The 23,576-nt window shown below is 35.6% G+C and carries 19 protein-coding genes and 2 pseudogenes; 9 read left to right on the plus strand and 12 right to left on the minus strand.

Features of this window, described 5'->3' with window-relative positions; genetic code table 11:
• Positions 1-2: 2 nt before the first annotated feature.
• The 5 genes from NMD99_RS02030 to NMD99_RS02050 all read right to left on the minus strand — a co-directional run bounded on the left by NMD99_RS02030 (position 3) and on the right by NMD99_RS02050 (position 9,242).
• Entirely contained in the window at positions 3-2,657 is a 2,655-nt protein-coding gene (locus tag NMD99_RS02030) for a lipase family protein (protein ID WP_265016507.1), read from the minus strand.
• A gap of 159 nt (positions 2,658-2,816) precedes the next feature.
• Positions 2,817-4,721, minus strand: coding sequence for a molecular chaperone HtpG (gene htpG, locus NMD99_RS02035; protein ID WP_309166578.1), 1,905 nt, complete (start codon positions 4,719-4,721; stop codon positions 2,817-2,819).
• A 1,549-nt stretch (positions 4,722-6,270) separates the two neighbouring features.
• Complete coding sequence (locus tag NMD99_RS02040) at positions 6,271-7,596, minus strand: dihydroorotase (protein ID WP_264688260.1); 1,326 nt, start codon at positions 7,594-7,596, stop codon at positions 6,271-6,273.
• Between the two features lie 122 nt (positions 7,597-7,718).
• On the minus strand, positions 7,719-8,960 hold the full coding sequence (locus tag NMD99_RS02045) for a hypothetical protein (RefSeq protein WP_265016776.1): 1,242 nt from the start codon (positions 8,958-8,960) through the stop codon (positions 7,719-7,721).
• A 102-nt stretch (positions 8,961-9,062) separates the two neighbouring features.
• Positions 9,063-9,242, minus strand: coding sequence for a hypothetical protein (locus tag NMD99_RS02050; RefSeq protein ID WP_253302580.1), 180 nt, complete (start codon positions 9,240-9,242; stop codon positions 9,063-9,065).
• Here NMD99_RS02050 and NMD99_RS02055 point away from each other — a divergent pair.
• Positions 9,199-11,084: pseudogene (locus tag NMD99_RS02055) on the plus strand (heme lyase CcmF/NrfE family subunit). The gene NMD99_RS02050 and the pseudogene NMD99_RS02055 overlap by 44 nt on opposite strands.
• A gap of 379 nt (positions 11,085-11,463) precedes the next feature.
• Here NMD99_RS02055 and NMD99_RS02060 read toward each other — a convergent pair.
• Positions 11,464-11,658 carry a hypothetical protein gene (locus NMD99_RS02060; RefSeq protein ID WP_309166579.1) on the minus strand — a complete coding sequence of 65 codons (195 nt, stop codon included), beginning with the start codon at positions 11,656-11,658 and terminating at the stop codon, positions 11,464-11,466.
• An 11-nt stretch (positions 11,659-11,669) separates the two neighbouring features.
• Positions 11,670-11,882, minus strand: a complete 213-nt coding sequence (locus tag NMD99_RS02065) for a hypothetical protein (protein WP_309166580.1) — start codon at positions 11,880-11,882, stop codon at positions 11,670-11,672.
• Between the two features lie 209 nt (positions 11,883-12,091).
• Here NMD99_RS02065 and secF point away from each other — a divergent pair, with 209 nt between their 5' ends.
• On the plus strand, positions 12,092-12,967 hold the full coding sequence (secF, locus tag NMD99_RS02070) for a protein translocase subunit SecF (RefSeq protein ID WP_265044950.1): 876 nt from the start codon (positions 12,092-12,094) through the stop codon (positions 12,965-12,967).
• Between the two features lie 6 nt (positions 12,968-12,973).
• Here secF and NMD99_RS02075 read toward each other — a convergent pair whose 3' ends face one another.
• Positions 12,974-13,489, minus strand: a complete 516-nt coding sequence (locus NMD99_RS02075; RefSeq protein WP_182182693.1) for a TIGR02281 family clan AA aspartic protease — start codon at positions 13,487-13,489, stop codon at positions 12,974-12,976.
• Positions 13,490-13,623: 134 nt separating this feature from the next.
• Between NMD99_RS02075 and yidC the strand changes: the two are divergent.
• The 3 genes and pseudogenes from yidC to nusB all read left to right on the plus strand — a co-directional run bounded on the left by yidC (position 13,624) and on the right by nusB (position 16,220).
• Positions 13,624-15,332 (plus strand): annotated as a pseudogene (gene yidC / locus NMD99_RS02080) (membrane protein insertase YidC).
• On the plus strand, positions 15,310-15,738 hold the full coding sequence (locus tag NMD99_RS02085; protein WP_253309653.1) for a 6,7-dimethyl-8-ribityllumazine synthase: 429 nt from the start codon (positions 15,310-15,312) through the stop codon (positions 15,736-15,738). Before yidC ends, NMD99_RS02085 begins: the two are co-directional and overlap by 23 nt.
• Positions 15,738-16,220 carry a transcription antitermination factor NusB gene (nusB, locus tag NMD99_RS02090; protein WP_264688254.1) on the plus strand — a complete coding sequence of 161 codons (483 nt, stop codon included), beginning with the start codon at positions 15,738-15,740 and terminating at the stop codon, positions 16,218-16,220. Before NMD99_RS02085 ends, nusB begins: the two co-directional genes overlap by 1 nt.
• 110 nt (positions 16,221-16,330) lie before the next feature.
• Here the strand turns inward: nusB and NMD99_RS02095 are convergent, their stop codons facing one another.
• The 3 genes from NMD99_RS02095 to ygfZ form a co-directional block, all read right to left on the minus strand.
• Complete coding sequence (locus NMD99_RS02095; protein WP_264688253.1) at positions 16,331-16,960, minus strand: hypothetical protein; 630 nt, start codon at positions 16,958-16,960, stop codon at positions 16,331-16,333.
• Between the two features lie 78 nt (positions 16,961-17,038).
• A complete protein-coding gene (dut, locus tag NMD99_RS02100; protein WP_264688252.1) occupies positions 17,039-17,500 on the minus strand; it encodes a dUTP diphosphatase in 462 nt (153 codons plus the stop codon).
• A 149-nt stretch (positions 17,501-17,649) separates the two neighbouring features.
• Complete coding sequence (gene ygfZ / locus NMD99_RS02105) at positions 17,650-18,456, minus strand: CAF17-like 4Fe-4S cluster assembly/insertion protein YgfZ (RefSeq protein ID WP_253309649.1); 807 nt, start codon at positions 18,454-18,456, stop codon at positions 17,650-17,652.
• A gap of 173 nt (positions 18,457-18,629) precedes the next feature.
• Here ygfZ and NMD99_RS02110 point away from each other — a divergent pair, with 173 nt between their 5' ends.
• Entirely contained in the window at positions 18,630-18,920 is a 291-nt protein-coding gene (locus NMD99_RS02110; protein ID WP_373457551.1) for a co-chaperone GroES, read from the plus strand.
• 100 nt (positions 18,921-19,020) lie between these two features.
• Positions 19,021-20,670, plus strand: coding sequence for a chaperonin GroEL (groL, locus tag NMD99_RS02115; protein WP_309166584.1), 1,650 nt, complete (start codon positions 19,021-19,023; stop codon positions 20,668-20,670).
• Between the two features lie 223 nt (positions 20,671-20,893).
• On the opposite strand, the gene NMD99_RS02120 is transcribed toward groL, so the two are convergent.
• Entirely contained in the window at positions 20,894-21,103 is a 210-nt protein-coding gene (locus NMD99_RS02120) for a hypothetical protein (protein WP_309166585.1), read from the minus strand.
• Between the two features lie 289 nt (positions 21,104-21,392).
• On the opposite strand from NMD99_RS02120, the gene NMD99_RS02125 reads away from it, so the two are divergent.
• Complete coding sequence (locus NMD99_RS02125; protein WP_253309646.1) at positions 21,393-21,896, plus strand: protein-disulfide reductase DsbD domain-containing protein; 504 nt, start codon at positions 21,393-21,395, stop codon at positions 21,894-21,896.
• Between the two features lie 254 nt (positions 21,897-22,150).
• Complete coding sequence (locus NMD99_RS02130) at positions 22,151-23,485, plus strand: alanine/glycine:cation symporter family protein (protein WP_253309645.1); 1,335 nt, start codon at positions 22,151-22,153, stop codon at positions 23,483-23,485.
• Positions 23,486-23,576 lie beyond the last annotated feature (91 nt).

A 23,576-nucleotide genomic window follows, 5' to 3' on the forward strand; every position in this document is an offset into this window, starting at 1 on the left:
CTTCAACTTACTGTTTCAACAAACTTTCTGTTAGCTACAGGTTCAACATTACCACCCTCAAGTGAACTTGAAGGTCTGTTACAGCAATATATGATTACAGCAGCAACTAAACAACAAGCTCCAACTGCTATTCCCACTGCTAACATCTCTAGGCAAACTACAATAGCCGCTCCCGAAGCAACTCCAGCTAGTGCTAGTGCAGAAGCAGCTATAACAGGCAGCTTACTACTTTTTGTACTTTGTGGGTGCGTTTCAACATCGTTATCTTCAACAACTACGTTATTAGAATTACCGATGACAATAATCTGCGGACCTTGTGAATCACCTTTACCTGTAGGTTGATCATTACCCTCTTTACTATCTGTTGTAGTTACCACAGGCTCTTCATTGTCAGTAATATCTTCAGTTGTAGACACATCGCCAGCATTTGAAGAGGTGCTGCTATGCTCATCACTGCTTGAGAGACTAGCATTATCATCCAAGGTGTTTGTATCGTTAACTAAAGTTTCTGGTTGTGGATTATCTTCACTTTCACGCTGGTGATTATCCTCCTCATCACTTGAGGAATCTGGCGTATCACTTGTTTGTAGTGTTATGTATTCAGTAGACTGATTAGCAAGAGTACCTGTAGTATCACTAACATCTTTACTTGAAGAATCTAGCTCATCACTTACTGATGGTGCATGATCATTTTGAATTACAAGCCATTCACTAAGAAGTTTCACAATCTCTCTGAGTTTGCCTCCTTGTTTACTTTTCTCCTCGCCCTCTAAACTAGCAACTTTTGTCTTGGCTTTGCTTAATGCTTCCCGTAAAGCAAATTCAGCAGATGCAGTTATATAAATTTTTTTCTGTCCCACTATAAGTTTTACTGTCTCAAGATCAACACTCTCAAGAACATTACAAAGAATTTCTTCTATGGCCTTTCCTTGGTTAGTTTGAATCCTAGAAAACGGAAACAATTCCTTAATTTCTTTAAGTTTGCTTTCTTGTTGATTCTTTTCCTCGCCCTGCAAACCATTAATTTCTGCCTCGGCCTCATTTATCGTTTCTCGAAGAGTAAAAAGTTCTCTCAAACTGGTCGACCTTTCATTACTTTGTGTCTTTTTTTTAGGACGGAAAAAATTAGAAAGTCTTTTCTGAACCGACCCCTTTTTACTTTGTCTCTCCTCTTTAGAGTTGGTCGACTTGTCAGCATCAGGAGTTTCTATTCCCGAATTGGTCAAAATATTAACATCGGAAAGTCCTCCTCCCAAACTGACTGACTTCTTTTTACTTTGTTTTAAATGGACCTGATTGACACCCATAGTAGGTACTCCTAGACGGGTGTGCTTACTAGGTTTAGGATTGTTCAAATACTTGTTAAAATATTCTACACGTTCAACCACAGTCTTTTCACCTTCTTCAAGATTATTCGGACTGCCAATATCAAAAATTTCCCCCGAATTGGCCCATTTTTCAAACGATTCTACCAAACTAGTCTCATCCCTTTTGTTTTGTTCCCTCAAATTGATCGTCGATCCTCCTTTAGAATTAGTCAAATTGTCAATATTAGGAAGTCCTCCTCCCAAACTGACTGACTTTTCACTTTGTTCTTTAAATTTGGTCATTACACCCTCCTTATTATAATTGCCTCTGGGCTTCTTTATTGAAGCCCTTATGTCACCCATAATACCATTTCTTCTATCTTTGTCAAGAAATTTATCATTTCTATTGCTGAGCTCAGAATATATATTAATTATTTCAGAGAATGAAGCATTCTTATGTTGATCTTTCACTCGTTCAAAATATTGTTTATCGCTACTTGAATGGGTGCTTGGAATAAGACAACTGGGTACAGTTAGTACATCATACACTTCCCTAGCAGTCCGGGAAAGGATGTAGCATGTTGCAGATGTATTATTATCCGACTTAAAATTTTTTGGCTTTATTTTTAAAATAAGATCATGATAAACTTCCAATTTGTGGTCATGTAGCGCCGGCACGGAATGTCTTCCTATTTTTAATTGTTTGCCTACATGTTTATAGCCCATAAAATTAGGTGGTAATGAAGGTATGGAATCTGATCGATCAACTACTCTAATAGTCTTTCTTCCGAAGAGCTCATTACAGACTTTAGCAGCATTACGGTTAAAAACCCTTGGTGCACCAAAAGTTGCAATATGCAAATCTTTTGCATCCTCTGTTACACTTAAACATAGAGCAGCTATGTTAGCGACAGCACCTCCCATGCTGTGACCTGTAAGATTAATTTTTAAATCTCTGATTTCTAATCCTTGATCGTTAGCATATCCTTTTAATATCCCGTAAAGGCTCTCCCAGGAATTTTCAAATACGGAGTAGAAGCCTAGGTGAATTTTACCACCTTTGGGCAGAAGTTCATATTGACGAATTAAAGGTATTTCAACATCTCTCTTGAAGTCATAAGAATTACAAGTACCGCGGTATGCTATAGTTACTTCCTTACCCCTTATGAAAACATAACCAGTATGTCGAACTTCTTGGTCAGAAATAATGCCATGAAATTGAACAACTTTGTAACCCTCTTTCTCAAGTTGAGCAGGAGTTTTATATCCTCCTTTCTTTAGCTTAACAAACTCATTGTTTTTACAACCACAATCACTAACATAATAGCCTACCATAGCGAAGTTGATCATCTCTAATAACTTCTTTTGGTTAAATCCTGCAATTTTAGTTAGATTCCTAGAATTATTCCTGCTTTTACCTTTTCCTGTAACACCTGCTGTTTGTGGAATAGGTTTTCTAAGTAGATTAATTATATATTACCTCACATAAATAACTAATCTAGTATAGTATTAGACAACAATCTTGCCAAGCAAATTATTAACTCTCTTAGCAAACAGACTTACATCATCCATCTCTTCACCTTCCACGATGCAAGCTTGGTAAAATAATAAATGAATCATGTCTTCCAATGTTGGGTTTTCACCATTTTCAGCGTGAGATTTCATTATGCTTTTTATTACAGGATGCTTAGTGTTAATTTCCAGTACCTTTGGCGTGTGGTAATTTAGCTGCTTTTGTTCACGCAAAAAACGCTCCATGCGAAGATCCATAGCACCTTCATCAACTGCTAGACATACAGGGCTGTCAGTCAGTTTTTTTGAGATTTTCACGCTTTTCACTGAATTGCCAAGAACCTTGGTGAAATATTGCAGTATAGAGTCCGTATTTTCTTCAGTCTTTTCTTCATCTTGCTTATTTTCCTCATCTTTTTTATCTTCTTCTGAAGAGAATTTTTCCAAATCAACATCAGCGCGGGTCACAGACTTAAATTTTTGATCTTTATATTCATGAATCACGCTAGTCCAGAAATCATCAACTGGATCAACAAATAGGAGCACTTCTAGTCCTTTACTGACGAATCCCTCAAGTTGCGGACTGTTTTTCACTGAATCGAGGCTATTCCCGGTGAGATAATAGATATGTTCCTGCTCAGGCTTCATTCTGCTTATGTAGTCATCAATGCTGACTAATTTCTCATCACCAGTGCTATGAAATCTGCAAATCGAGAGTAGCGCTTCTCTCTCATCAGTTGGCATAGCTTCACAAAGACCCTCTTTTAATACTGCACCAAAATTGGTCCAGAATTTTGTATATTCCTCTAAATTCTCTTTTGCCTTTTTACCGAGCTCTGATATCGCGCGTTTAGTTAAGGATTTTCTGATTTGCTCAACAACACGATTATTCTGCAGCGTTTCTCTGCTGATATTAAGAGGCAAGTCCGGTGAATCAACAATACCTTTCAGAAAACGTAAATACTGCGGTATGATCTGTACGTTATCTTCAGTGATAAATACTTTATTTACATATAACTTAACAGAGCAACGTCTATCTGGATGAAATAAATCAAAAGGTTTAATAGAGGGAACATAAAGCAAATTTGTATATTCTATTGCACCTTCATTTTTATTATGCAATATCATCCAAGGCTCCCCGCCAACGTGAGCAACACTGCGGAAAAAATCATTGTGTTCCTCTTGAGTAACATCATTTTTTGGCTTAGTCCAAATTGCAGCCTTACTGTTTAACTTTTCACTTTTTCCTTCTTCATTTATGAATTCAACAGGAAAATTTATGTGATCAGAGTAAGTAGTGACAATGTTTTCAACACGAAATTTATCTAAAAACTCATTCTCTTCAGGACGCATAATGAGTGTAATTTTAGTTCCACGAGAAATTTGATTATCTAGTTTACTTATCGAATACTCTCCATCTCCCTTGGATTTCCAGACCCAAGACTCCTCCTCTCCAGCTTTTCTTGACTCTACTATTACTTCTGATGCAACCATAAAGCTTGAGTAAAAACCAACACCAAACTTCCCAATCAGCTCCACAGCTTGGCTTGAATCCTTGCTATTTTTAATCGCATCTAAGAACTTTTGCGTACCAGAGCTTGCAATTGTACCAAGGTTATCTATTAAATCTTGTCTGTTCATTCCGATGCCATTATCAGTGATATATAGCTCGTTCTTATCTTTATTGGAGCTAATAGTGATTTTTAACTCATCACTTGAATCTAGCAAATTTGAATTAGATTGAGATTCATAGCGCAATTTATCACATGCATCCGATGCATTTGATATTAACTCACGCAGAAAAATGTCCTTATTAGTATAAAGTGAATGAATCACTATATTCAGTACTTTCCCTACTTCAGCGTCAAATTTTAAATTTTCAGTTTCTTGTACGTTATGCATTTTGAGCTCCATTATTTGCCTACTACCCTAATAATCTAAGTATTGCACTGCAATCTTTCAAGGTCACGCACGCCAAAATTAATGTAGCCGCCATATTATGACACCCAATTTATGGGATCTCTTGCATAAAAATTCCTTGACACCCTTCGCCAACCCCCTTATCATGAAACTGAAGGTATTCATTTATCTTCATCTGTGCAGATTAAACAGCAAGAAAACAACGTAGTTGGCGTCTTATTTTTAATTTTTTGCACTATGTGCACCTTATGTCTTCACAACATTTCTGGGTTTTTACCTATATAAGCTGAAACGCGCTTATAAGTCGTTTAAGACAGTATAGTACGCCAATTTGCAGGATTAGAGAGTGACAACTAGCTAACACGGGGTTTCTTTTGCCTTTTTTTCTGCTTAGTAAATTTCTTAAACATTTAAGCTAAGGTTAGTTGCACTTAAAAGCAGCTAAATTGCAGCGTTTAAGACTTAAAAAAACGCCAATACAGAAAATAGACAATGACCAGGGCTTCTTTTGCCTTTTTTTCCGTTTGGTAAATTTCTTAAATATTTATAGCTAAACGACAATCGTCATCCCGCTGCTTGTTAGCGGGATCTAGAGATACCGTGACGGTATGACGAGGGAGAACAGTTAGCGGCTGAGATACCGCGAATGAATCGCGGTATGACGTAGGACTGCTGTCATTCCAGTACTCCTTTTTTTGTCATCCCAGTGCTTGACACTGGGATCCAGTTTTCCATATAATCTCATCGAAAACGTTGTATTTTAACGTAAAACATCTATTTTTATGCTTACCAACTTAATAAAATTCCTGGATCCCAGTGTCTGGGCACTGGGATGACACCCTACTTAACCGTTATACCGCGATTCATTCGCGGTATCTCTTAACATAGATCCCGCTAACAAGCAGCGGGATGACGATTGTCGTTTAGCCATAAATATTAAGAAATTTACCGAATAAAAAAAAAGGCAAAAGAAGCCCCATGGTTAACTAGTTATTTATATGTACTTCAAAATATTGGCGTTTTTTTTCTAAACGCTTAATAACCGCGATTCAGCCGCTTTTAAATGCGACTAACCTAAATTACAAACATTAAGAAATTTACTAAGTGGAAAAAAAGGCAAAGAAACCCTAAGGTAGCTAGTATTCAAATTCTCCCTTGTCTATTTGACGTCTTTTGCTGTCTTAAACGCTTTATAAGCGCGTTTCGGCTTGTATAGGTAGAAACCTAAAAGTTTTATAAAAACATGAGGTGCACATAGTGCAAAAAATTAAGCATGATTTACGCCAAATACATTAAGTTTTTTTGTTATTAATCCACTGCAGAGATTGCGAAGGTAAATAATTAGCTTCAGTTTCATGATAAGGGAGCTGGCGGAGTTTGTCAAGGAAGTTTTTCGTTTCTATTCCCAATAAAAGTTTATTATATGGTTATGCAAGAAGTCTAGTGGAATTGGCTAATATTTCTTAATTTAAATTCAGGTGCACTTAGCCCATTCTGGTGATAACAAATTGGAACAGATAAGGTATGATAACTAACTTTTCTGTGAGTATATAGTTTTGCCAGACACAACAGTACGTACCACGTGCCCTTTTACTTTGCGCCCATCGAAAGGGGAATTCTTTGATTTACTAGCAAAGTTGTCAGTTTTAATTTCCCATTCATGATTGAGGTCAACTAAAATTAAGTCTGCAGCAAGGTTTTTTTGTATACGACCACGTGATACGTGTATTATATCTGCAGGCTTATATGTCAATTTTGCAAGCACATCAAGTAGACCCATTTGCCCACTGTGGTAAAGTTCAAGTGAAAGGGGCAGCATTGTTTCAAGGCCAACAATACCAAATGCAGCATTTTCAAGTGGAAGATCTTTAGAATTACGATCATGCGGAGCGTGATCGGTTGCAATGCAATCAATCACACCTGTCTTTAAACCTTCAACCATAGCTAAACGATCTTCTTCAGTGCGAAGCGGCGGGTTCATTTTTGCAATTGCTCCATGTTGTTTTACTATATTTTCAGTCAAAGTGAAGTGATGAGGGGTTACTTCACATGTAACATTTAATCCCAAATCTTTCGCACGTTTAATAGCATCAAGTGAATCTTTTGAAGAGACATGTAGAATATGGTAGTGCACATTTTCCATATCTTTCATGAGCAGTATATCACGATTTACCATAACCGATTCTGACGCACTCAAGATTCCCTTTACTCCCAATTCTTCAGAAATTTTACCTTCGTTGATTGCACCACCTGCTGATAAATTTAAATCTTCTGCATGTTGAGCAATAGGAACACCCAGCATACTTGAATAAAGCAGCGCCTGTCTCATAATCATTGGGTTCATAACTGGCATGCCATCATCAGTGAACCCAACCGCACCTGCTTCCTTTAAAAGTGCCATTTCAGTCAACTTTTCTTCCGAAGTGGTAATTTTAGCGTAAAATTCAACGTTTACATGTGAAGTTTCAAGTGCTCTATATTTCAAATATTTAGCCAAAACAACGCTATCAATTGCTGGAACAGTGTTCGGCTGACAAACTACAGTTGTAACGCCTCCCGCAGCTGCAGATTTGCTGCCTGTATATATAGTTTCTTTATGTTCTTGGCCTGGTTCACGAAAATGTACGTGAATGTCAATAAGGCCTGGCATTAGAACAAGCCCTTTACAGTCTATTGTTTCATCGACCCCACTTGTTGAAAATAATGATTCACCAAAGTCAACAATTTTATCCCCTTCAGTCAATAATGAACCTTTTATATCAAGCTTAGTTTCGGGATCGATAACACGAGCATTAATATATGCAATTTTATAGCCTTCCTTTTGCCCTGTTTGCAGCAAATTCCAAGTTTGAGTCATTATATTTGAGTATCGATTATAAAATAAATCTAAAGTTTTTTTAACAAAATACAACCAAATAAAAACGCAGACTAAAGTTGCGAGAGCTGTCTTGAATTAAAATTGTCCCAAAAATTTGGCTCTTATAACCGAGTTACTTCAGTTTTAACGTTAATATGAAAAACTCTTAGCTCTGTTGAAGGATTTTCCAGTTGAATATCTAGCTCATTCTGTATGTTCGATAAACAAATCAAAGCTGAGTCAAAATTTTCATCACACTGCTTCGCTTCATGCATACCATCGATTATTTCCTCTAATTCTTCCACATCATCCATTTCTTGCGGCGCACTTTTTAATATCGCTTTTATTTGGTTTAAATTTTGACGAATTTTCTCCTGATATCCAGCAATTCTCTCTTGATATATATCAATTATTTTTTGACATGCGTTGCCTCTAAATGGATGTTCTTTTTTCTCTTTTATGTAAGAACTTTGAAAGTCTTTACAGTTAAGGATTGCTTCTCTATGTTTTTTTATGTCATTAATTGCACTGACTATCGACTTATCTATTTTCTTCAAATTTTCTTCCCGTCCTTCTCTTTTAATTATACTTTTGGATTCATTTTTCATTTGGTTCATTTTGTCATACAGGTTTCTGCATTCTTTGTAAGATACCATTGGTTGTAATATTCCTTCTTCTACACCTTTATTGTAAAAATTCTTCAACTCATTACTTGATAGTATTGTTATAGCATCTTCCCTTTTGCCTTGTGATTTAGGATACTTTTTATTCAATGAACTAACATGATTTAACAAGAAATCTTTAACTAGCTCTTCCTTTTTAACTTCAGCTAATTTTTCTAGTGTTTCTATATATTTCAGAACTTCCGCAAAGAGCTGTCCACCAGATGGAGCAAATCCTTGAAGTGGTTTACTCTGAGCTTTATAAAAATCGGTTTGTAAAAAATCTTCAGCTTGTTTTTTTATTACTGAAAGTTCATTGAAGGCTTTTTCTGGATTGATTTTTCTCAAAATACCAACAGTTTTTCTAATCGCTTTTTCTCTCTTTTTATTATCTTGCTTTTCATTTAATATCAGATGTTCAGTTTTGGTAAAAGCATTACCTTGATCACTCTTTGCAATGTTACAAACGATGTTTTTTACAACTTTTTCAGTTGCTGCATAATCTATTTCTTTTGCAAAGCAGTCAACAAATGATTGCCAAACTTTTTTATTAACAAGCTTACTTGTCTTATTTTCAAAATCTTCTCTACTTTTGAATCCTAAAATAGTATAGAGATTTTTTTCAACTATTGGTTCGGCATGTTGTTTTGCCACTTTACCTTTTATATTGAATGGAAATTTACTAATCTTAGTTGTACCCACAATGTTACCTCAATATTAACGCTATCTATAAAAGTATAAAGATTTAATATTTAATTTTTAATTAATACTAGCACAGCTAACTACGGGGGCATTATGCTAGCATCAATAGCAAGCGTCAATTAACACTTTAACTTCTAACTTGTCATCAGTAATATTGTTTATATAAAAACTATAATTTTTTATGCCTGAACTTGGGAATATATTGCTACTCATAGCCTGCTTATTGTCTTTGACATATTTGTTTTTACCGCTTAGTTCTTGTCGGTTTATTACCACTGCCATATTTTTTTGTGTATCAACATCAATGGCTATTTTGATCTACTGCCACATTACAAATGATTTCTCACTCGAAAACGTATATTACCACTCACACACAACAAAACCTTTGATCTATAAGATTTGTGGAGTTTGGGGAAATAAAGAAGGGTCTATGTTGCTTTGGACATTAGTGCTTACCTTTTACCTATTTCTGATGGGTATTTTTACTGATAACGACAGTAAATTGAAGAAAGTATCCTTGATCACCCAAGGCTTGATTTGCTTTTGTTTTTTACTGTTCACTTTACTTGAATCCAGCCCCTTCACTAAAATGCCAAGCGTTGAAAAAGATGGATTGGGTTTTAATCCGATATTGCAAGATATAGGCCTTGCTATTCATCCACCGATATTATATTTGGGGTACCTTGGATTTAGCGTTCCTTTTTGCTCTCTATAGCTGGATTAATTGCAAATACTGAAGGAAATGTTTGGGCTAAAATTGTCAGGCCTTGGGTACTTATTTCTTGGTCGCTGCTCACTTTGGGCATCAGCTTGGGTAGCTGGTGGGCATATCGCGAACTTGGGTGGGGTGGATTTTGGTTTTGGGATCCAGTGGAAAACGTTTCTTTGATACCGTGGCTAATTGCAGTGGCGCTGACACATTTGTTGCTCGGTGTACGAAATTTCAATACTTTAAGGAATTTCGCTATTTTACTTACGCTTACAACTTTTATATTGAGTGTAACTGGAACATTTCTAGTCCGCTCAGGAATACTCACCTCAGTGCACACGTTTGCAGATGACTCAAGGTATGGACTGTATATATTAGCTCTACTTGGTGTAATTACAGTCAGTAGCTTAGTAATATTTGTAGTGTTTACGAGAAAAAATCGCACATCTTTCCAGTGCTCGACATTGGAATCCAGAAAGAAATCTGCTACTCAAGTGACAGAGGGTAGAAGATTCTTTTCACGCCTTACGATGATGCTGATGAACAATTTATTATTTATTACTGCCTTTTTCATCGTGTTCGTTGGCACTTTATACCCTACAGTGCTTGAGTATTTAACCGGTGAATTAATTTCAGTTGGAGCACCATATTACAATTCTTTATTTAATCCTATTGCACTGGCTATTCTAGTGCTCACCATGATCGGGCAATACTGCCGTTGGCAGGGAAATAGTCTATTGCCAATATTTCGTGAATACAGATTTTCATTCTGTAGTGCTGCAGCTATTTTGCCGTTTATCTTTCACATGGAGCTAATAATTGTGCTATCAATTACTATCTCCATAGCATTATTAATCTTTGTTTTAGAAGCATATAGTAAAAGAATTTGTTTATTTAAGGTAGCATTTGGTGAATCAATTTTATTAGCAAGAAAAGTTTCTAAATCCTACTATGCAATGATGGCAGCTCATGCTGGAGTGGCAATTTTAGTGCTTGGTATAGCTTATTCAGTTGGTTGGCAGGAGAAAAAAGAAAATTACTTAAAAATAGGGGATAGCATAACAGTCAATAAATTTAAAGTTACTTTACGAAATATTGAGCTAATAAAAGAAAAAAATTTCCATGCAGTGAGAGGTACAATGGATATCAGGAATTTGCTGAATAATAAGATATTGGGTGAGATAACCCCTGAATATAGATTTTACCTTGTGGAAGGTCAGAAAAATGTTGAAAGCAGTATCTACCACAATTTGCTTTCTGATATTTATGTTGTAATCGGTGAGATTGATAAGAGTAAGAGCAAAATCGCAGCTAAAGTGCACTATAAACCTGGAATGTCTATAATCTGGCTTGGATCCTTCCTCATCGCTTTTGGTTCGCTCCTTGCTGCTTTTCCTTTATTGAGAAGATTTTAATAGGACTCCTTTATACTATAACGAAAAAACTTCCTTGACAAACTCCGCCAGCGCCCTTATCATGGTATTGAAGGTATTCAGTTATCTTCATCTGTGCAGATTAAACAGCAAGAAAACAACGTAGTTGGCGTCTTATTTTTAATTTTTTGCACTATGTGCACCTTATGTCTTCACAATATTTCTAGGTTTTTACCTACACAAGCTGAAACGCGCTTATAAGTCGTTTAAGACAGTATAGTACGCCAATTTGCAGGATTAGAGAGTGACAACTAGCTAACGCGGGGTTTCTTTTGCCTTTTTTTCTGCTTAGTGAATTTCTTAAACATTTATAGCTTAAGTTAGTTGCACTTAAAAGCAGCTAAATTGCAGTGTTTAAGACTTAAAAAACGCCAAATACTGAAAATAGACAATGACTAGGGCTTCTTTTGCCTTTTTTTTGTTTGGTAAATTCCTTAATATTTATAGCTAAACGACAACCGTCATCCCGCTGCTTGTTAGCGGGATCTAGAGATACCGCGGCGGTATGACGGTTCGTGGCGGTATGACGGTTCGCGGCGGTATAGTAATTCGTCATCCCGCTACTTGTTAGCGGGATCTATCCGCGGCGGTATGACGTAGGACCGCTGTCATTCCAGTCTGGAATCTAGTTCTTATTGTACATTTACTTAGTGTAGAGTTAAGTTTCCTGGATCCAAGTAGTCTGGGCACTGGGACGACACCCTTTTGGATGGAAACCTCAGCTACTTTCATGACACCATTCTTTCTTCTGGATCCCAGTGTCAAGCACTGGGATGACATCATAGGGGTACTAGCCTGACAACCGTCATCCCGCTGCTTGTTAGCGGGATCTAGAGATACCGCAGCGGTATGACGTAGGACTGCTGTGATACCATTATAGAGTGAACCAGTGTCAGCTACTCGGATGACAGAGAAGTCCAATCACAGAATAAACTAGTGAATTTTTTGAAAAGTATATAAAATTCAAGTGATTATTTTAAGTAAATAGCATGGCACTTAGACTCATTCCAGATAACCTCAATATCAAGTTTAGTAAATATAGGGATTTGACTGCACTCGTTAGCATTATTTTTATCATCTTTTCAATGCTCACTGTTGTGCTGCGTGGAGTGAACTTAGGCATAGACTTTGCAGGCGGAATTTTGATAGAGATAAAATCTTCAGATGAGAATCACTCTATTCTCGATGCATTAAAAGAAAATGGTTTTACAGTGCAGAGTTCAAAAGCGGGTGATAATTTAGTCATGCGTTTTAAAGATGAAGGAGATGAAGATAAAATCAAAAAGATAAAAAGCATACTAGAAGAAAAGCTAGGTAGCTCAATAAGCTATCGTAAAATAGACTATGTTGGCCCACAAATAAGCTCAACACAAATATTTGAAGGAATGTTATCCATGTTGATCGCAATTGTTGGAATATTTTTTTACGTTTGGTTTAGATTTAATTGGCAATGTGGATTCAGTGGAATAACAGCACTGATTCATGACGTGATTTTAACTGTTGGTTTTATTAGCCTAACTGGCATTGAGTTTAATATTTCATCAGTTGCAGCTCTCCTCACTGTCATTGGTTATTCAATCAATAACTCAGTAATTATATACGATCGGATTCGAGAGTATTGCAAGAGTGGTAAAAGTGGGCGGATGAGTGAGATAGTAGATGCAAGTATCAACGCTACATTATTTCGCACTATATTAACCTCGGGTACAACCCTTCTTGCTGCTCTTCCTTTGACATTAATCTGCACAGATGCAGTGAGAGACTTCAGCTTGATCATTTTTTTTGGTATTTTGATTGGCACTTGTTCTGCAATATTTATTTCTGCTCCTATATTAACCTACAGAGCTTTGATAAGTAGATTGTAGAAGTGTTTAGTCGCGGTATAATATCAACTTATTATCTCTTATAGTGAAATGAAAATACCTTAAAAAGCTCATTCCAAGTAGTGAATGAGACATAGAATGAGTGTTAACGCTCGCCTGTACATCATTAACTAAAAAATTCCCTATTTTAACCTGAGGGATGTGAACAACACCAGCTTTTATTTGACCTTTAGCAGTTTCATATATTTTAAAATCCTGAACGTTTTGTAAGTTAATACCAACATGTAATGCGTCTTTTTGTGATAGAACAATATCGGTTGCTCCGGTATCAAGCAAAAACGTTATATTGCGATCATTGACCTGAGCCTGAATATAAAAGTGTCCATCGTATGATTTCGTAAATTCGATACTTCCACTATTCTGACCACTATTCTGAATTCTCCCTTTATATGGTAAAAAAGTACTGAGAAATCTGTCGCTTAGTTTGTCCCTTTGTGAATCAATAAGCATTGAAGTGGCAGCTATTATTAGTAACCAAATAACTAGATTTTTCACCGCGTTCATATTGTTAAAATTTGAAGCTATTAAAATAAATTTTAAAGATTAGCGTTAAAAGTTATTATTAAAAATAAGTAAATTTCATTGTTTTAGTACAATATTTAATATACACTTTAAGAAGATATGTTTGATTTAATTTCATGTCAGAAGCAAAAAGTTTAATTTTAGCAGCTATCCTTTCCATGTTGATCATGGTATCTTGGCGCATTATTTATGATAATTTTTTTAGTGCAAACCACAACCAGCCATTGATTGAAAATATTGAACATATCGAATCTTTTAACGACCTTGCTCCTATAATACACCAAAATCGTTCTGAAATTATTAATTCCACTCGAGAACAGAGGGTTAGTTTAACCAATAACATGATTAAAGGATCAATTTCTTTGAAAGGTGCAAGGTTTGATGACTTAATCTTAACTAACTACCACTTAGAACCGAGTTCTTCTTCTCCACAAGTGGTGTTACTGTCACCTGCAGAATCAAAAGATGTATATTTCGCAGAATTTGGGTGGCTCGATCCGAATGAAAAGATTAAAGTTCCAGATTCTAAGGCAGTCTGGCAAGCAGATAAACTCAATCAAAAAGAGGTCAATTTATTTTGGGATAATGAAAATGGCATTTTATTTAGAATGAAAATTAGCCTTGACGATAACTACATGTTTAAAGTTGAGCAAATTATTGAAAACAATACAAAAGATAATGTAGTTTTGGTTCCTTATGGTAGAATTAACCGTAAACGTGACAATATCAACGAATCTTATTGGATATCCCATGAAGGAGTACTGGGTGCATTTGATAATAAACTAGAGGAGTGGACATATAAGGATATTTCCAAAAAACATTTAATAAAAGCAAGCACGAGTGAAAAAAATTGGTTTGGTTTTGCTGATAAATACTGGCTTACAGCCATCATACCTGAGAAATCCGATAAAATAAATGTAAGCATTAAGCATACTAACGCTAATGATATTGATAAATTTCAAGTAGATTTTGTCAAACCTTATAAGAGCATACTTCCTGGCGCAAGTGTTTCTAATGTGAATTATTTTTTTGCTGGAGCAAAAAAGTTGAATTTACTGGATTCTTATAAGGATACTCTCAATATACCTTTGTTTGATAAAGCTGTAGATTTTGGTGTTCTTTATTTTATAACCAAGCCAGTGTTTTTACTGCTTGAATATTTTAACTTCGTTTTAAAAAATTTTGGCTTAGCAATATTATTGCTGACTTTAGTAATCAAACTTTTGATGCTTCCCTTATCTAATAGATCATATATTTCGATGTTCAAGGTGAAAAGCCTGCAGCCTGAATTAACTCGTATAAAAGAGTTGTATAAAAATGACAGCTTAAAGCAGCACAAAGAGACAATTGCGTTGTTCAAGAGAAACAATGTAAACCCAATGTCGAGCATTTTTCCCATGCTAATACAAATACCGGTATTTTTTGCTCTATATAAAGTATTATTTGTTACTATAGAGATGAGACATGCTCCTTTTTTTTATGGATTAAGGATCTTTCAGCTCCTGACCCAACGAACATCTTTACATTATTTGGGTTGTTTAATTATAACTTTCCTATTTCTATAGGCATTTTACCTATAATTTTCGGTGCCACCATGATAATTCAGCAGAAGCTAAGTGAGAAAGATCAAACCAATAAAGATGATATTCAAGTAAATGTTATGAAGTTTTTACCTTACATTTCTGTCTTTATTTTTTCTTCTTTTCCTGCCGGCCTGGTAATATATTGGATATTTAGTAATATTATAACTTTAATTCAACAATCATTAATAAAGTTGTTTTTAACGAAAAAAGTGGTAGTAAATGTCGAAAATACTAATAGTTAATTCAATTTATTATGCTGAAATAGCAAACCTTTTGCTTGAAGGTGCAGTCGATAGATTAAAAGAAAGTCATGCAAGCTATGACATAATTGAAGTTCCTGGTGCATTTGAGATACCAGCTACAATTCTCTTTGCAGTAAAAAGCAAGAATGCTAATTATGACGGTTATTTAGCTCTTGGGTGCGTGATTCGCGGTGAAACTGATCATTATCAATACGTTTGTAAAGGGGTAATCGAAGGTTTAAATGAGGTTGTTATGCATTATGCAATACCCTTTGGTATGGGCGTAATTACCGCTGACAGCAAAGATAAAGCACTAGTTAGAGCTGACAAAAACAAAAAGAACGTTGGTGGCCATGCAGCCTCAACTGTTTTGCATATGATAGATTTACACAATAAATTAAAATAATGGAGGAAAAACCAGTAGATAAAAAGTGGCGCATAAAAAGAAGTACGGCAAGATTTCTTGCTGTACAAATTGCTTATTCAAATATTTTCGTAGGTTACAACAAAAGCACTTTTAAACTGGAAAATTGTGAGCTTAAGAACTACATAAGTAAGTTGAAAGATATATTTGAATGTGAAGAATTTGAACATCAGTTCTTAGAAAACTTGTTATATAAGGTTATAAAAAGCAGTGAAGAATATGATAAAATAATAGAGTCTTATTTACATCCAAGCTGGTCCCTCTCACGTTTAAATCTTATAAGCTTATCTATCTTGCGTGTTGCAATATGTGAGTTAGCTAATTGTGATACGCCAGTTCCAGTTGTCATTAATGAATATACTAACATTGCATCTGATTTACTTGATAAACCAAGCGAAATTGGTTTTATTAATGGGTTATTGGATAAGGCAAAAGATGCAGTTAAATTAAATAAAAATCCTTAGCAGCTTCTCACAACTATATAAAAGTTAAGGCAATTTCCATAATAAATTTAAGTAACTGACACTAAAAAATAAAGAGGCAGACTTAATCTACCTCTTTTATACTTAGCTGTCTAGCTTTTTGCTTTTTCTTCAGAAGCAACTTGTTCAACAATAAGTGAGCCTAAATAAGTGTTAACCTCTTTAGCATCATCTTTGTCTAAACCTAATGTTTTATTCCACTCTGTTTTATTTACTGCCTCGAACTCACCTTCTTTGTTTTTCACTTCTAGTGAACTTATACTTAATAATAAAGTATTGCCTGCTGAACTGAAAGACCCAACAATAATACGGTAGTTCTTGCCTTCTAAGCTGAAGTCTATATAACATTTACCTTTCATCTTATCTTTTTCATCTTTAACTTGGTTATTCTTTTTTATTTCCTCATACACCTCTTTTGTTACTAGCAATGCTGCTTGTTTATCATCAACAACAATCTTCGGAGCTTTCAACTCAGATATTTCGTTATTTTTGCTGATGGCATATACTGCTAAACAAATCAGTGCAACAGCAACAAATGCTAAAACACCCATTCCAAGTGGTGTAGCTGCAAAAGCTGCAAGTGGAGCTAGCATGGAAGTTGAAGACACCCAATATGGTGCTGAAAGTGCTACTGCTGCGCCTATGACATACAAAGAAGTAAGTGCAACAAGTGCAGTGTTTGTTTTGTGGAACTGACCTCGATGATTTTTGAAAGTTAGCATAAACGACCTCATTTAATAAAATATTAATATGCTTAAATTGTATATAAAAGAACTGTCATAGTCAAGCTTTTTCGCAAATTACCTGCCACTTGAGCCAAAGCCCCCTGCATTGCGACCGGTTTCTTCTGTGCAGAATTCTTCTCTGTCATCCCAAATTACCTGAGATACAGGAGAAATAAGGATTTGTGCAATTCTATCTCCTCTTTTTATCTCATACGACTGATTACTTAGATTAATTAGGCAAATCTTCACCTCACCTCGATAATCAGAGTCTATAGTGCCCGGAGAATTTAAGACAGTGATTCCATGTTTTGCAGCAAGACCAGAACGTGGGCGGATTTGCCCCTCAAAACCGTTTGGTATTGCAATCACAATTCCAGTTGGAACAAGTAATCTCTCAAGTGGATTTAAAACAGCAGAGTCATTCAATGCAGCATAAAGATCCATACCAGCACTCTGCGTAGTTGCATAACATGGAAGAGACAAGTCTTCTCCGTGTGATAATCTCTTTATTTCTACTTTAATTTTACTTCTTTGCACTCCAATTTACCAACTATGAAGATTCAATTATAGCATGTAAATTGTATCTGCAAAAGTAATAAATGTTACATCGTAAATGATGTCATTCTAGTGCGTGACGCTAGGCCATAAAATAAGTTTTTCGTTTCTATATGCGCTACCTTAAGACTTTAATTATACAACGTCTTAACGCACTTAACCCCATCGACATATAAATTTGCATGACTTTTTTGAGTATTAAGCAATGCAAGTCCAATGTTGTCTACACTAGAGCGCAGTTCCCCTATTTCCTCATTATTTTCATTTGTCACTTTAGTGCCAATATCTGGAAGTGCGTTATCCCCCTCAACAAGATAAAGTTTTCTTCTGAATATTTCTTGTCTGCTCATTCGATTTACGACTTCCTGACCTACGTAACACCCCTTATTAAAGCTTATACCGTTTGCCTTATCGATTAAATATTGCAATGGGAACGATGAATTTTGTACCATATCTTTTGCTCCATCTGGGACAAGGTTTTTAATTCTAACTTTTTCATACTGAATAAAATCTCCAACCGGTTCTTTTATTTCATCTTTATGTATGATCCTCATTCCTAGCAGCTTGTGCCTTGGATCTTGAAAAATAACTTGTGACTTACTACTACACTCCGCCAACTTAGTATCAAACAAAACTCCAACCTTATATAGTGCACTAATGTCTTTAATTTTCACTCTCAAATAAGTTTTAAGTAAATCTAGTTTCTCGATTATTTGCTGTAAGTGCACATTTTCGCACTCTAAGAAAATATATCTACCATATTCAATAAGAAAAAAATCATATAGGTATTTTCCCTGAGGGCTAAGCAATAAAGAGTAAATAGCTTTTTGGCTATCTAGCTTATTAATATCATTGGTTATAATGCCCTGCAGAAAATCTCTAGTGTCAGGCCCATATAGCACTATCACACCACGACTTAAGAATGGTATATAACTCATGAAATCTCTATAAATAAACCTAAATTTTATTATATAACATTAGGCTCTTTTAGAAACTGCTTTTGGCGTGCATATTTTATATGGTGTGCATATTTTACAAGCTCCAGCCCTTGAAATCTAACTTACGAGTATATATATAAAGTTATAGGTTAATTTGTTGAGAGGAAAAGCAAATGTCAAGTATAAGTTTAAATGTATTGGATGATAGCGTGCTGATCAAGCCTATTAGCGAGGAAAAGCAGGGTGGAATTATGCTTCCATCAAGTGCTGAAAAGAAACCTACTAAAGGTGAAATTGTAGCAACTGGTGAAGGTTCACGCAACTCAAATGGCGAACGCATAGCTTTAACTGTAAAGGCTGGTGATAAAGTGTTCTATCGTCAATGGGCTGGTACAGAAATAGAACATAATGATGAAAAGCTTATCGTGATGAAAGAGTCCGATATACTTGCTGTCATTAAATAGCAGTCTTTATTTTACTAAATTGAAACAAAGCGCAACATGGCGCATTGTAAATGGTTTTATTATAGTTTTCTAAATTTTTTATTAACAAGAGGTGATAAAAATGACTAATGTAGTAGTATCAGGTGAGCAGTTACAAGAAGCCTTTCGTGAAGTCGCAGCAATAGTGGATTCAACGGTAGCAATAACTGCGGGACCTAGAGGAAAAACAGTAGGGATTAATAAGCCCTATGGAGCACCAGAAATTACAAAAGATGGTTATAAGGTGATGAAGGGTATCAAGCCTGAAAAACCACTAAATGCTGCAATAGCAAGCATCTTTGCCCAAAGTTGTTCTCAATGTAACGACAAAGTTGGTGATGGTACAACAACGTGCTCAATATTAACTAGCAGCATGATCATGGAAGCTTCAAAATCAATTGCTGCTGGAAACGATCGTGTTGGTATTAAAAACGGAATACAGAAGGCAAAAGATGTAATATTAAAGGAAATTGCATTAATGTCTCGTACAATTTCTCTAGAGAAAATGGATGAAGTAGCGCAAGTTGCGATAATCTCTGCAAATGGTGATAAGGATATAGGTAACAGTATCGCTGATTCCGTGAAAAAAGTTGGAAAAGAGGGTGTAATAACTGTTGAAGAGAGTAAAGGTTCAAAAGAGTTAGAAGTTGAGCTGACTACTGGCATGCAATTTGATCGCGGTTATCTTTCTCCGTATTTTATTACAAATAATGAAAAAATGATCGTGGAGCTTGATAATCCTTATCTATTAATTACAGAGAAAAAATTAAATATTATTCAACCTTTACTTCCTATTCTTGAAGCTGTTGTTAAATCTGGTAAACCTTTAGTTATTATTGCAGAGGATATCGAAGGTGAAGCATTAAGCACTTTAGTTATCAATAAATTGCGTGGTGGTTTAAAAGTTGCTGCAGTAAAAGCTCCAGGTTTTGGTGACAGAAGAAAGGAAATGCTCGAAGATATAGCAACTTTGACTGGTGCTAAGTACGTCATAAAAGATGAACTTGGAATCAAGATGGAAGATCTGACACTTGATGATCTTGGTACTGCTAAAAATGTTAAAATTACTAAAGATAATACCACAGTTGTCAGCGAAAATAGCGATTCTGACAGTGTGAAAGCTAGAATCGAGCAGATCAAATCTCAAATTGAAACTTCAACTTCTGATTATGATAAAGAAAAGCTAAGAGAACGTTTAGCGAAATTATCAGGTGGTGTTGCTGTGCTAAAAGTTGGTGGAGCAACTGAAGTGGAAGTTAAAGAACGTAGAGATAGAGTTGAAGATGCGCTGCATGCAACAAGAGCTGCAATTGAAGAAGGCATAGTTCCAGGTGGTGGAGTTGCACTTCTTTATGCTTCATCTGTTCTCGACAAATTAAAAGGTGCAAGTGACGAAGAGCAAATAGGCATAAACATTATTAAGAAAGTTCTCAGTGCTCCAATTAGAAGGTTAGTTAAAAATGCTGGTCTTGAATCTGCTGTTATCATTGACTATTTGATTAAGCAGAATGATAAAGAGCTTATATACAACGTTGAGGCTATGAATTACGCTAATGCATTTACAGCTGGTGTGATTGATCCAGCAAAAGTGGTGCGTATTGCTTTTGAAACAGCGATATCTGTTGCGAGTGTGCTGATTACTACTGAATCTATGATAGTTGATGTACCAAGCAAAGAAAATGCTTCATCTCCTATGGGCGCAGGAGAAATGGGTGGCATGGGTGGATTCTAAGTAGAGTGAAACCGTGGAGCAATTGCTCCACGGTAGTTCCAAAAAATCTCACATTTTACTATTCGTTAAAGGTAATACGTTTGGTGCAGAAAGGCACTACTGTTTGCATCCGTTTCACCCCTTTATATTGTGGTTGTCTAATAACAAAAAGGCAGCATAAGAAAACTATAATCCCTAGTATATTTATACTATAGCTGACCCAAGCAACACGTCATACCGCGATTCATTCACGGTATCTCTTGGCATAGATCCCGCTAACACGTAGCGGGATGACGAGCTTATTGTCATGCTGCCGCGAACCGTCATACCGCGATTCATTCACGGTATCTCTTGGCATAGATCCCGCTAACACGTAGCGGAATGACGAGCTTATTGTCATGCTGCCGCGAACCGTCATACCGCGATTCATTCGTGGTATCTCATCCGCTAACACGTAGCAGGACGACAGCAATCCTACGTCATACCGTGATTCATTCGCGGTATCTCGGCATAGATTCCGCTAACAAGTAGCGGAATGACGAATTTTTGTTTTTCAAATTGTCGGTAAATCTAAGTCAGTTTAGCTATATGTGTTTTCCACAATGACTTATTCTTTTCATCCATTTATATTACAGTTGTATATATTAGAATAATGCTATATTAATAAATAATCTATATAATGCTATTAAATATAACACTTAAAATCTAAATCACTTTCTCTATAAAAGGAGAAATTTGCCTTAATGAAAATACATATATATTTAATATTGTTTTTATTTTTTTCTTGCACCCAACTATATGCTGACGAGGAAATTGCAAAATTTGATTTACTTATTGGCGAGATAAATGAAGCAAACCTCACTCTTAAAGGTGCAATAAAGGTTACAGTAGAACCAGGCTGGCACATATATTATAAAGATCCTGGAGATTTCGGTCTTCCCACTTCTTTTGATTGTAAGGGTAACACATTAAACATAGATATTTACTGGCCTACTCCAAAGGAACATAGAGATAAAGTAGGAAGAGAGATATTTATCAGTAACGTATATAAGGATATGGTATTATTTCCCTTTAAGATGAATGTGTTTTCAAATCAAGGGTATATTGACCTTAACTTCCATATAAATTATGCGATATGTAAAGATAGGTGCATCCCTAAAAATGTTGAGATAAAAACCAGGCAACCACTAAAGGATTTTATAGATTCTGATATCAATAAACTTATAAATGAGTGGTATGAAAAATAGGGTTCTCATGGGGTAGGTGTCATTCCAGTGCGTGACACTGGAATCTCATTTACTTTTTTGTTCACTATGTGAGGAACTTGGGCCTACAAGTATATAAACATAATGGTTTCGCATAAAAAATTTAGATCCCAGTGTCACGCACTGGGATGACAAGAAAAGGTTTCTAGAATGACGGAAACGAAGTCATACATAGAAAATAGGTTAGGTATTCTCAATTTTTGTTGTATACTTAAATAAAAATCTCACTTTTACAGATGGATACAGTAAAGTTTGTTTTATTACTGCCAACAATATTACTCATGCTAGTTGCTGGTGTTTACCTATCGGTTAAACTAAAATGGCTACAGATATTTAGATTGCCGTACGCCCTTTCACTCATTGGAGTTAAAAGAGGGGAAAATAAATTTTCTTCTATAGCCGCCCTGTTTACAATCTTAGGGGGAAATTTAGGAGTAGGAAACATTTCAGGAACTGCTGTTGCTCTAAAAACCGGAGGACCGGGCTCTATTTTATGGATGGCAATAATTATTGTTATCACTTCTGTGATAAAATATGTCACTTGTTATCTAAGTATAAAAACCAGAAAGGAAAAGAACGGACGGTTTATAGGTGGCCCTGTAGCCTATATGGCTGATGCATTTAATTCTAGAAAAGCTACAATTGTGTTTCTGGTTGTTATGATGATGGTTTCAATAACAGCTGGTAACCTTGTTCAGGTAAATTCTCTATCAATACCACTTAACATGATAGATGTGCCTGTAGTCATTGGTGGCATTGTAATGGCCATAATATTTTTTGTTGTTGCAGTTCTCAGCTTAAAAAAAATTAAAATTTTTATATCGGCTATGATACCGATAATGACGGTAAGTTACCTCACACTTTGCGGTATCATATTATTTAAGTTTAGTGAAAATATCCCTCCTTCTCTAAAATTAATAACAAGCAATTTTTTGACAGCTAGTAGCTTTAACTCTGGTTTATCTCTAGGTTTGATTTTAGAAATGTTGACTATTATTCAAGTCGGAACTTTGCGAGGTATTTTTGCAACAGATATAGGGCTTGGCCTCGAAGGAATCGTACATTCTTCAATTGTTCCTAAGAAAAATAATAATAAATTTATTATTGAGCAGAGTCTAATTACAATAATATCGCCTTTTATAGTTGCATTTATAGTGTTTATTACAACAATGGTACTGCTTGTCACAGATTCTTGGGTCACTGATTTAGAGAGTACTAACATGTGCATATTTGCTTTTAGAAAAGCTATGAATTGGCCCTATATTGACTATTTAATTATGGCCATAATGTTTTGTTTTGCCTTTACTACTATTTTTACTTGGTTTTTTTGCTCAAAACAGACAATACGCTATGTGTCTATGGATAATAAATACACTAAAATCTGGATTGTAATTTTTACCATGATCATTCCGCTTGGTGCAATAGGTAAAGTCCGATTGCTATGGGATGTCGCTGATATCTCGATTGCTGCTTTGTTATTTATCAACATACTCGCTATACTCAAGCTAACTTCTCAAGATCCAGAAGTGTTTACTGTGAGCAACAGATATTTAAAATTAGGCGCCAACTAAAAGTTGCCATCTGAGTAACAACACAACCTTCCTTAATAAAAATTCAACCAATGCTCGTGATAATTATATTAGCTAATATTAGCTAGAACTA

Origin of the sequence: Wolbachia endosymbiont of Listronotus oregonensis, from assembly GCF_031205055.1 — a bacterium.
In the GTDB taxonomy this organism is placed as follows: Bacteria; Pseudomonadota; Alphaproteobacteria; order Rickettsiales; family Anaplasmataceae; genus Wolbachia.